Source organism: Dulcicalothrix desertica PCC 7102 (assembly GCF_003991905.1).
Classification (GTDB): domain Bacteria; phylum Cyanobacteriota; class Cyanobacteriia; order Cyanobacteriales; family Nostocaceae; genus Dulcicalothrix; species Dulcicalothrix desertica.
This window is the reverse complement of record NZ_RSCL01000009.1, coordinates 358,592-369,985: the sequence shown is the minus strand read 5'-3', so window position 1 is coordinate 369,985 and position 11,394 is coordinate 358,592. Positions and strand designations below refer to the sequence as shown.

At 37.0% G+C, this 11,394-nt stretch carries 11 protein-coding genes; 7 read left to right on the top strand and 4 right to left on the bottom strand.

Annotation, left to right across the window (positions count from 1 at the left end):
* Positions 1 to 457: 457 nt before the first annotated feature.
* Entirely contained in the window at positions 458 to 841 is a 384-nt protein-coding gene (locus DSM106972_RS21030; protein WP_127082539.1) for a hypothetical protein, read from the bottom strand.
* A gap of 213 nt (positions 842 to 1,054) precedes the next feature.
* Here DSM106972_RS21030 and tsaB point away from each other — a divergent pair, with 213 nt between their 5' ends.
* Complete coding sequence (gene tsaB / locus DSM106972_RS21025; RefSeq protein ID WP_186538717.1) at positions 1,055 to 1,684, top strand: tRNA (adenosine(37)-N6)-threonylcarbamoyltransferase complex dimerization subunit type 1 TsaB; 630 nt, start codon at positions 1,055 to 1,057, stop codon at positions 1,682 to 1,684.
* A 40-nt stretch (positions 1,685 to 1,724) separates the two neighbouring features.
* Positions 1,725 to 2,714, top strand: a complete 990-nt coding sequence (locus DSM106972_RS21020) for an aldo/keto reductase (protein WP_127082537.1) — start codon at positions 1,725 to 1,727, stop codon at positions 2,712 to 2,714.
* A 136-nt stretch (positions 2,715 to 2,850) separates the two neighbouring features.
* Here the strand turns inward: DSM106972_RS21020 and DSM106972_RS21015 are convergent, their stop codons facing one another.
* The gene (locus DSM106972_RS21015) at positions 2,851 to 4,170 is read right to left on the bottom strand and encodes an aminopeptidase P N-terminal domain-containing protein (RefSeq protein WP_127082536.1); all 1,320 of its coding nucleotides are present in this window, start codon (positions 4,168 to 4,170) and stop codon (positions 2,851 to 2,853) included.
* A gap of 88 nt (positions 4,171 to 4,258) precedes the next feature.
* Here DSM106972_RS21015 and DSM106972_RS21010 point away from each other — a divergent pair, with 88 nt between their 5' ends.
* Positions 4,259 to 5,476 carry an acyltransferase family protein gene (locus DSM106972_RS21010; RefSeq protein ID WP_233787427.1) on the top strand — a complete coding sequence of 406 codons (1,218 nt, stop codon included), beginning with the start codon at positions 4,259 to 4,261 and terminating at the stop codon, positions 5,474 to 5,476.
* On the opposite strand, the gene DSM106972_RS21005 is transcribed toward DSM106972_RS21010, so the two are convergent.
* Entirely contained in the window at positions 5,473 to 6,678 is a 1,206-nt protein-coding gene (locus tag DSM106972_RS21005; protein WP_127082535.1) for a SprT-like domain-containing protein, read from the bottom strand. The genes DSM106972_RS21010 and DSM106972_RS21005 overlap by 4 nt on opposite strands.
* A gap of 224 nt (positions 6,679 to 6,902) precedes the next feature.
* Between DSM106972_RS21005 and DSM106972_RS21000 the strand changes: the two genes are divergently transcribed.
* Positions 6,903 to 7,328, top strand: coding sequence for a KTSC domain-containing protein (locus DSM106972_RS21000; protein WP_127082534.1), 426 nt, complete (start codon positions 6,903 to 6,905; stop codon positions 7,326 to 7,328).
* Positions 7,329 to 7,394: 66 nt separating this feature from the next.
* Here DSM106972_RS21000 and DSM106972_RS20995 read toward each other — a convergent pair whose 3' ends face one another.
* A complete protein-coding gene (locus tag DSM106972_RS20995; protein ID WP_127082533.1) occupies positions 7,395 to 8,249 on the bottom strand; it encodes a S1 family peptidase in 855 nt (284 codons plus the stop codon).
* A 245-nt stretch (positions 8,250 to 8,494) separates the two neighbouring features.
* Between DSM106972_RS20995 and DSM106972_RS20990 the strand changes: the two genes are divergently transcribed.
* The 3 genes from DSM106972_RS20990 to DSM106972_RS20980 all read left to right on the top strand — a co-directional run bounded on the left by DSM106972_RS20990 (position 8,495) and on the right by DSM106972_RS20980 (position 11,358).
* The gene (locus DSM106972_RS20990) at positions 8,495 to 9,322 is read left to right on the top strand and encodes a DUF4351 domain-containing protein (RefSeq protein ID WP_127082532.1); all 828 of its coding nucleotides are present in this window, start codon (positions 8,495 to 8,497) and stop codon (positions 9,320 to 9,322) included.
* 97 nt (positions 9,323 to 9,419) lie between these two features.
* Complete coding sequence (locus tag DSM106972_RS20985) at positions 9,420 to 9,653, top strand: DUF4351 domain-containing protein (RefSeq protein WP_127082531.1); 234 nt, start codon at positions 9,420 to 9,422, stop codon at positions 9,651 to 9,653.
* A gap of 103 nt (positions 9,654 to 9,756) precedes the next feature.
* Entirely contained in the window at positions 9,757 to 11,358 is a 1,602-nt protein-coding gene (locus DSM106972_RS20980; protein ID WP_127082530.1) for a flavin monoamine oxidase family protein, read from the top strand.
* The last annotated feature ends 36 nt before the right edge of the window (positions 11,359 to 11,394 follow it).

Here is an 11,394-nt window from a genome sequence, read left to right as displayed (position 1 = left end):
TACCTAAATAAGGAGTGTTGTTACATCTGTGGGAGATTTTCTCTAGAAATTTTCTAGGTAATGGCGCCGTTACCTAAATAAGGAGTGTTGTTACATCTGTGGGAGATTTTCTCTAGAAATTTTCTAGGTAATGAACAGGCTTTCTTCCAAACCGAACTTTTCTCTACAAAATTTTACATTATTCAATTTTAAATTTAATAAAATCTCTAATTACTTCAATAGCTACATTTGTTTCTATCATTTGCTTGACTGTATCTATTTTATCTCTAGAAACGCTCAAAGACTTAGATTTCCAACTTTGCTGTATTAGAACCTTGTAGCTGTAACCCCAATACCAATGATTTATATTATCAGGGTTACGGGCGCCTTTGATACGAGGATAAGATGCGATAACACCAGATTTGAGCTTAATATTCTTTAAATAACGATAAAGACAACCACTGGGAGTGGATATAACTTATTGACGGACAGTTATATATGGTAATTCTAATTGCTGGTGATTTTCTAGAGAAAATGACGTTTCATCTATCTTGAAGTTTTCTCTGTTATTTGTGTTGTTTGATTTCCCTGTTGAATATTTGCCACCTGATTCAAATACTCGATTAGTCAAAGTCTTTTTAGCTACATATCCGATAGAAGTTGAATAATTGTCAAGCTTTGTTGATAAACTATTTTTCCAATAAAATTCAACGTCTGTAAGGTCTTGAGATGTTGGTAAAGCTTTTTTGGCGCCAAATTGCAATTTGTCCAAGGCATTATTAGTGTTTTTCATGGTATTAAAAGATGCATTACTACCCGAAGTTAACTTTTCGTGCGCGACTAATTTGTCTTTGTTAAGCAATACTAGATAGGAAAAGTTTACTTAATTTTGTATACGATTAATAAATTATAGTTGACTGTAAGGGTGAATTTACCTACTTAATTAATAATTTTGCAGTCAATAAGGATATATTACTCGTTAAACTGAGCTATCTGAAGGTGTTAATTATTGCTATGATGAGATTCTAGGCAAGTAAGATGCTTGCTCGATATGGAAAACTTGGCGTGTAACTCGATGGAAGCAAACAAATACGGCATAGCACTACATACTACTACACCCGAATTAGGTTTAGCGATAAGTAATTCTATTGATACACGTTATCAAGTTTGGAACTTAGAACGTGAGTTATCAAGTCATTTACACGCTTATTTAATGGAGTTTATCAAACCACAAACTTGGAAGGATATTGCATTTATCGCTGTTGCTAAGGGTCCTGGTGGTTTTACAGGAACACGCATCGGTATGGTTGCTGCACGTACTTTAGGACAACAGTTGAATATACCCGTGTTTGCTATTTCTACTTTGGCAGCAGTTGCGAAGATGAAGGAAAACGAGAAATTAGATACAGATATTATTGCAGTACAAATGCCCGCACAGCGAGGACAGCTATTTGGAGCAGTATATAAGAAAGTATCCGATGGAGCAGGAATAAATACGTTGCTGAACGATACGGTATTTACACCATTAGCTTGGCAGTCTAAATTAGCCAGCTTTGATTCTTATGACTTAGTAGAAGCAAAATTCGGGTTAGCAGCAACCGTAACGAGTATTTTACAACTTGCTTATTATGACTGGCAACAAGGTCGGCGCCCTATTTGGTCAGAAGCTTTACCTTTTTATGGACAACATCCCGTGGATATTTAAAGGTAAAATGTTACTTGTTCTATAATTACTGGTTTTGGCAATGTTACGACGCCAAATTACTTTGCCAATAATGGGGTGCGGAACTTGGGCATGGGGAAACCGTTTGCTCTGGGGATATGATACTTCTATGGACAATGATTTACAAGCCGTCTTTAACTTGTGTGTCTCCAACGGTGTCACTTTGTTCGATACGGGTGATTCTTACGGAACCGGTAAACTCAATGGTCGCAGCGAACAACTTTTAGGACAGTTCTCTCAAGCTTATTCTACAAACTCTAACGGCGCCAACAAAGAAAATATTTGTATCGCAACCAAACTTGCTGCTTATCCTTGGAGGTTGACCCGTCAGTCAATGGTAACTGCTGGAAAGATGAGTGCAAAACGTCTTGGTAGAAATATTGATTTAGTGCAAATGCATTGGTCAACTGCAAATTATGCACCTTGGCAAGAACCTGCACTTCTCAACGGGTTAGCAGATTTGTACGAGCAAGGACTAGTTAGAGGTGTAGGATTATCTAATTATGGAACAAAGCGTTTAAAATGGGCGCATAAATTATTATGCACTGAGCGAGGAGTCCCAATTACTACGCTCCAAGTTCAGTACTCTTTATTATCAACTTATCCGGTGACTGAGTTAGGGTTGAAAGAAGTTTGTGATGAGCTTGGTATAAAAATAATTGCTTATAGTCCATTAGCATTAGGATTACTTACTGGCAAATATTCTGAAAGTTCATATCCCAAAGGTATTCGTGGTTTAGCTTGCAGACAAATCTTACCGGGGATGAAACCGTTATTAGAGTGTATGCAGGAAATTTCCCAAACCAGAAATAAAACTTTAGCTCAAATTGCTATCAATTGGTGCATCGCTAAGGGTACTATACCAATACCAGGCGCCAAATCTCCACACCAAGCACAACAAAATATAGGCGCCATTGCTTGGTTACTTTCGGACGCAGAAGTTGAAGAATTAGATAAAATTGCCGCTAGCTTAAATAAAAAGATGGTGCAAAATATCTTTCAAACCAAGTAGATACTAATAGTAAGGTGGGCATTGCCAGCCCTTTCAACGCGAACTAACGAACTAGTGCAGCAAGGCAGATGGCAGATGGCAGATGGCAGACGGCAGAAGGCCACCTTACAAATGTGCGCCAATGGCGCACAAAAATTTAAACCCTCTTATTCTCCAGGTCGTTAATTTCCTTCGGAACTCCTGCTGTCAGTACATCATTCCCCGTAGGTGTAACCAATACATCGTCTTCAATACGTATTCCAATACCTACCCAACGAGGATCTATTTCGGGTTGACCTTCGGCAGGTTGTGTACCTGGTACTATATATATACCTGGTTCGACTGTTGTGATTTGACCGGGTTGTAATATTTGGGGTTTATCTTCTCCATGCTGATATACACCCACATCATGCACATCTAAACCTAACCAATGTCCGGTGCGGTGCATATAGAAAGGTTTATATTTCTCTTCTTGAATCAGAGTATCAATTTCTCCTTTGAGTAAACCTATTTCTACGAGTCCTTCGGTAATAGTACGAACGGCAGTATCGTGAATAAGATTATAAGGGTTGCCTGGTTGCACTTGAGCTATGGCTTTTTTCTGTGCTTCGAGTACTATCTCATATAATATTTTCTGCTCTCTTGTGAATTTATTCCCAACTGGAAAAGTGCGGGTAATATCAGAATTATAATAACCGTAAGCGCATCCTGCATCGATTAATAGTAACTGCCCTTCTTGCATTTGACTATGGTTTTCGATATAGTGCAATACACATGCGTTGGCGCCACTTGCGACTATAGAAGGATAAGCTGGTCCCATTCCTCCTCTTAAACGAAAAATATGCTCAATTTCTGCCTGCACTTCATATTCATAACGTCCAGGTTCTACAAACTTCATCGCAGCAATATGCGCTTCAACTGCAATATTGGCAGCTTTTCGCATCAATTCTAACTCTGATTCGCTCTTAACTAAACGTAAACTATGTAAAACAGGAGCAGTGTCTTCTATTGCGATTGGCCCTGTTCCGCGTTTGGGATAAGTTCGCATCAAACGTTGCCAATGCATGATTACTTTATCATTAAAGGCGCGCTCACGTCCAAGGTTATAGTATATGCGACTCGCTTTTTCTAAATAAGACGGTAATTTCTCGTCAAGCTCTGCAATTGAGTATACTTCGTCGGCGCCATAAATTTGTTTGGCAGCATCAACACCACAACGATAACCACTCCAAATTTCTGCATCTCTATCTTTGGGTCGAACGAACAACACAAACTTATGTTCATTGTGATGTGGTGCTAACACAGCAACAGCTTGCGGTTCATTAAAACCCGTCAAATAGAAGAAATCACTATCTTGACGATAATTATATTCAACATCATTATGCATTACCGCGTTCGGCGCACTGCAAAAAATCGCAGTTCCATCACCAATCTTAGCCATTAATTGCTCGCGACGCTGCTGATACTCATTATACATAACTGTCTAACTTTTCAATTCCCCATTGGTTTGTTAATCCTACTGCTATGATAATCTCATTGCAAGCAAAAACAACGAGCGTCCGTGCGTGAAAGTCGAAAATATATCTTTTACTAATCAACCAATCAACGAAACATCTAATAAGCCAGATGCTTTACTCATACTACGAGGATTTGCCTGTTTGATGGTGGTGATAATTCACTGCTCTCCTCCTCGCAACTCTATAATATATCAAAATTATGACATATCGTGGTTGATGTTTAGTAATGGTTTAGTAGCTGTATGGATATTCTTTTGTCTTTCAGGATATCTAATGGGAAAAGCTTTTTATACTCACCGTTATACTTTAGATATAGAAGGAATTATCAAATTTTGGAAAAACCGCATCATTCGGATATGTCCATTATATTACTTCACCGTGTTCATCTGCGCCCTCTTTGTCTATCCTTCTATACTTCAAACCGACAACTGGGGACATTTCATCAGGTTGCTAACCTTTACATATCAACCTCACATGTACGTGCGAAGTGTCCCATTTAATGATGCATTATGGTCAATATCAACTGAGATACAGTTTTATTTGATTGTTCCTTTTGCATATGCGTTATTCTTAAAATTCGTATCTAATCAAAAACATGCTTTTATCGCTATAACAGTAATTATTCTTACAGTCGCACTTATCAAACTAGGAATATACTTAAGTCTTTACTCACAAATTACCAATCAACTACAGTACGCATTTACCTACTGGTATACACCATTACTGATAAATTTAGATGTATTCCTGTGTGGTTTTTTAATAAATCCCTTGATTCAATACTCAAAAACACAGTCAGTAAAACCAAACTTGAAAATTCTTGCTTCCTGTTTGCTAATTATACTTTACTTGTATACAGCACATCATTTCTATGCCCAAGAACTATGGGGACTACCTGATAGAGGCGCCAAAGGTTTTCGCACATCCACTACAATCTTTATACTCCAACCTTTAACTGCATTAATTACTTGTATTTTTATATACGCATTTGAGAAGAAAGTATATAACTTATATACTCAGAATGGTAAATTAACGTTTACAGCAATTCTCAAAAACCCAGTACGTGCGTTAGAAATACTTGGGGTGTTATCGTATGGTATATATGTATGGCATATGCCGATTATAAATCGGGTTGGTGCCAATTTTGCGTCTAAGCTTCCAATTGAACAGTTTTATTCAACGCTGGTTGGCACGATATTTCTTTCGTCTGTGTTGGCGACGCTGACCTATTATATAGTAGAGGCGCCTGGTTCTAAATTCAAAGTTTAGTAGTTATTATTGCTGTGACACACCCGACGTGCCAATTTGCTTAACCAGGCTTCGGCTTCGTTGTAATATTTAAATTGTGCTTCTGATGCTCTAAATTCGGTTGTGTGTACCATGCGTCTACCGTTTACCCATTTTTCACCGTAATATTTATGTAGCATTTCATGGTAAATGACAAATTCTACTACGTATTGAGGGATTATTGGTTCGTCGAGTGTTAGGCTGATGACTATTCTGTCACGTGCTGGTTCGTAATGTCCAAATTTACGGTAGGTTTGCATTTGACTCCAAATTAAACGCGGTTTGGTTAATGCGTTGCTGAAGTACTCACGGTTGATTTTGTCAAATAATGTTTCTAAGTTGTAATGCGAACCTTTCCCGTCTTCAGTAACTGTCTCCACAATTAAGTCTAATTCTAATAAAATGTCGCTAAATTCGTCTAAACTCGCATATTCTCGAATGATTCGCGTATTTGAAGAACTTTTTCCTTTTAATGATGTTTGAACTAATGCTGTTAATACTTCTTCTCCTGCATTTATAAATCCCTCGCTCATTATCAAATTTATATCGTTCCCAACCCAACGACTTCGATAGAGTCCAGCCAAATTTGTGATTTCTACTACAAAATTCACTGATTCATGTCCATATTTGCTGCATAATTTTTTTGCTATTGTGTAAACACGCTGAGTTGCTTCTATATGTAACTTTACATTTTCATGTGGCGCCAAGTACTTTAACCAAGCATAAATTTGTCGCGATGAACTCGTAAGGTTAGCAGGTGTAACTTGCTGAGTAAAACATATCTTTTCTATTGCTTGCACAACTTGATGTATACAAGAGGCAACTTCGTGTATTTGCTCACAGTCAATATGTGAATTTTGAGCTAATTGCGACATTTTCCACGAAATTGCTCGCTGTTGCGTTTTAATGTTCTTAATTCCTATCGTTTGCACCATCGAACGCAGATGGGTACCTGTAGATGGTAAGTTCTGCAAATCAATATTCTTAAGAAAATAATACGCTTGACGCGAACGTGCTGGCAACTGATGCGGTGTTACTCTCGCATCAGCACATAAACGTTCCACTGTCTCAACCGAAGTGAGGACAAAATGCGCGAACGTTGGGACATCCGCATCCCTAACTCCTATCTTTAATTGTTCCTGCGCTTTCTGAGCAGCTTTTACCAACCCGCGAATTTGCAGCATTGTTTATCATTTCTTAGCTGCATGAATTGTACCAAATCTCTGGGAAAACACAAAGTTCGAAACTAAACTTAAAAACTTTACAGTTCCATCAGTTCTAATTATTTTTCCCCAAACCCTTGACTCAATCTCGATTTTATAGTATTTATGTATTAAGTAAAAATTTTGTGATAAGAGCATTATAAACGATTCAAGCCAAATAATTTAAATAAACAGGAGTGGAGTTGATGAAGCTATCGAGATTAAACTTAGGCAGTGTTGTAGCTGTTGGTCATGATAAAGGACACTTACAGTTGTTGCTACAAACTACTGATGAACTTGAGTTGATAGAAATAGAGGCGCCTGTTGCGGCGTATGATGGGTTACAGCGACTTAATAATATAGTTGCATCTATTTCTAGTAATGCTTTACCTTCGGCGTCAGAAAGGGTAGAGATGCTGCCTGTAGACTCATCGATGGCAAATGCTCTGGGTTACGATGCAGAAAACCATATATTGCAAGTCGAATTTAATAATGGTGCAGTTTACCAATATACAGGAGTCGAGTCAGAAATTTGGAATGAATTGCAAGAAACTGATTCGATAGGTAAATATTTTAACCATGAAATTAGAGGTAATTACCAGTGTGAACGAGTCGATGATGACTGCTGTTAATTACCTTATTTAAACGTTCCTGGTTGCTCCTGGCTAATTGTCGTTTACAATTAGCCATTTCTTGCATTACTTTAATTTAAAATTATTAGTATTAAATTTTGCATTCTCATTTAAGTAATAATTTTCAACGGGTATAAATTTATCGCTGATGTTTGTTTGAAACGGTGAAGTCAAAACAAACGGCGCCTGAGTAACAGTATGATTAGGTTTAGAGTTATTAGCCCAAAGAATATAAGTTTGAATAGGAATACCAAGACTTCTACCAGTGCGAATACGATAAAACTCTGGATTTAACTTTGGAGTATCATAGCTAAATATTTCCACCTTACCATTGATACCAACCAACTCACCCTTTTCATTTAAGATTGGACCACCGCTCATCCCTGGCAACACAGCGTTATCATAAACTAAACCATAACCTTTTACAGAAATTGGCTTTAAATACGGAGCATTAAAAATTACTTTACCAGGTACAAAATGATAAATGGGACGTTTAATAGCAAAGGAACGTCCAGGAAAACCCGCAGAATAAACTTTTTGATTACGCTGTAAAGACTGCGAACTGCCTAATTTGGCAACCGGGTAATTAATATTACTAGTAAATTGAACTATTGCAGCATCAACTCCTGGTAATTGACTTACAGAACCTTCATTTATCGCGTAACTTTCACCATCTGAAGTAATAATTTTATAATTAGAAATAGTCTCATCAACAACATGCCAGTTTGTCAGTACAGAATAAAGATTACCTTGCTTTTTAACAATAACTCCAGACCCGGAAGAACTATCTACACTATCGATTAAAACTGTAAACTTTTGTGTTATTTCATCTACCTGACTTTCGGTCTGCGCTACAGCTACTTGCGCTTGTATCATAAAAGCAGATATTCCTGCGACTGCAAACAATGAAGTGAATTTCATTCAATTTAATATAAATAATATTGAAGATGCAATTAACTTAGCTAATTCAGTAAATTTACACAATATGCTTTAACCAAAAAATATTATTAGTTAACCAAATCTTTAAATTTGATTGATAATAAAATAATAAAGATTATATTATCAACAAAAAAGTTTAATTTTTCGGTAAATAATTATACATTTAGTATTTTAAAGATAATTATTTCATCGTAGTATTAGTTTACTACACATACAGGGTTACACAAGTGAGCTACGATAACGTTTGTAAACTACTAGCTGAAAAATATCCATTGGAATTTGTGCGTTGGTTGCTTCCAACCAGAGCAAAAAAAGTCACAGTCTTAAAAACTGAATTAAGTATTGAACCAATACGCGCAGATTCTGTGATATTCTTACAAGCAGGAAACCGGATTCTTCATATTGAATTTCAAACTTTAACAATATCTGACCCTCCAATACCTTTCCGAGAATTAGATTACTCAGTCAGAATTAAACGGCAATATAATCTTCCGGTAACACAGGTAGTAATTTTTTTGCAAGAAACCGACGACGAAATAGCCAAAACTGATGAATATCGAGACGAAACCACAGTCCACAAATATCAAGTCATCCGTATGTGGGAGCAAGACCCCAGACTATTTCTCAATAATACTGCTTTACTGCCACTGGCGCCATTAGCACAGACAAGCACACCAGAAGCGTTATTATCGCAGGTTGCCCAGAAGATTGCTACAATTTCAAATAAAGGTGAAAGGCAAGACACAGCAGGATATACAGAAATATTAGCTGGTTTGAGGTTCGACAAAAATTTGATTCGTAATTTATTAAGCGAGGACATCATGAAAGAATCGGTTATTTACCAAGATATATTACAGCAAGGTAGACAACAAGGTAAACAGCAAGAAGCATTTGAATTAATTCGTCTTCTGTTAAACCAACGTTTTCAAAAGGTAGATGCATTATTAATTGAAAAGATAAGAGCTTTCCCTACCGAGCAGCTAGAAAAGCTAGCAGTAGCATTTTTAAATTTTCAAAAGGTCTCGGATTTAGAAACGTGGTTAAATCAGCAGTAAAATTATAGTTAGTATTAGGTCGGAGCTATTATTACCGACCTTTTTAATGTCTCAATAAAATCTGTTTACACTTAGCACTGTTACATGGGAGATAGTAGTGAAAGAATCGGTTATTTACCAAGATATATTACAACAAGGTAGACAGGAAGGTAGACAGGAAGAAGCATTTGAGGTAATTCGTCGTCTGTTAAATCGACGTTTTAAAAATGTAGATACATTATTAATTGAAAAAGTACGAGTTTTGTCCACCGAACAGCTAGAAAATTTAGCAGAAGCATTTGTAGATTTTGCAAACATATCGGATTTAGAAGTGTGGTTAAATAATCAGTAAAACAGTAAAACTATACTTTAGTTCTGGGTCATAAATAATAACTCTGACCTTTTTAATGTTTTAATAAAATCTGTATACGATTGGCGCCACTACAGTAAAAGATATGGGAAAATCTACACTAATGTCGATGTTGCAGCGAAGTTACAGAATCGCTCAAACATCCATCGAAACAGGAATTCCGGTTACAGAGTTAGTTGATATGTTTAAGCATAAAACAACTCGGCGCCGTTTTATCTATTCTGGATTGGGAATTGTAAGTGCAGTCGCTGCCGCAACATGGCATGATGGAAATAATCAAATCGCTAATGCAGCAATGTCTAAAGTTTTGATAGTAGGTGCAGGAATTGCCGGATTAACTGCTGGTTATCGCTTAAAACAAGCTGGAGTCCCTGTAGATATTATTGAAGCAAGAAACCGTGTTGGTGGCAGAATATATACTGCTCGTAACGTGGGTGGTACTGGAATTTATGCTGATATCGGTGGAGAGTTTATTGATACAACTCATACTAGTTTACGGAGATTAGCAAGCGAATTAAATTTGGAAACCGTTGATTTATATACTGCCGACCAAAAATTGGCGCCGTCAATACGATATTATCAAGGACGTAAAATCAAAGATACAGAAGTTGCTGAATGGAGTATTCCGTTAGTAAAAAAAGTTAAGCAAGATTTAGCTGTTCTTGGCAATGTTTCTTTAGATTCTGCAAACACGATAAATTACCGCACTCGTAACCCAATTGCCGTAAAGTTAGATAATACCTCGATTAGTGAATATCTAGAGCAAGCGCAAATTAACCCAATTTTAAATCAGTTGCTACAAAATGCTTACACTGGTTTATACGGTCGTGAAGCTTCAGAACAATCTTGTTTGAACATGCTGCTTTTTATTGGTACTAACGGTGAGGGTTTGAATATTAGTGGAGATAGCGATGAACGTTACCAAATTAAGGGTGGAAATGACCAAATACCAACATTATTGGCAAAAGCTTTAACAAATTCTATAGAAACAGGAACAGAATTAGAAGCTATTACAATGCAACCAGATGGACGTTACCGAGTTAGTATACGTGCAGGAAATCGCACTTTTGAAAAGATTTATGAACGAGTTTTGTTAGCATTGCCTTATACAACACTGGGTGCGGTAGCATTAAATATAGATTTGCCACCACTCAAACAAAAAGCAATTGCCGAACTTGGTTATGGAAGCAATAGTAAACTAGTTACTGCTTATAAAGAACGTATATGGCGTACTCGTTATAAATCAACTGCATTTGTCTCTACAGACTTAGACTTCGGCTATACTTGGGAAGCCACTCGTAATCATCGCAGCGTACCTGGAATTATAACCAACTTTACAGGTGGTAAACTAGGATTAGCTATAGGTAATGGCGCCGCAGAAACTCAAGTACAAAAGTTCTTATCACAACTACAACAAATTTTCCCAGATATTAGCTACTATCGTCAAGGTAATGCATTACGTGCATATTGGACAGGAGAAGAATATACACAAGGTTCTTATGCTTGCTACTTAGTTGGACAGTGGACAGGTATATCTGGTATCGAACAGCAAAGCGTAGGTAATATATTTTTTGCAGGTGAACACTGTTCCCAAAAATTTCAGGGATATATGGAAGGTGGTTGCAGAACTGGTGAAATTGCCGCTCGAAATATTCTACTCTCTTTAGGATTCAAGCACTTGGATTAATATAGATATATATAAACCAACTTCAGCACCTTACAA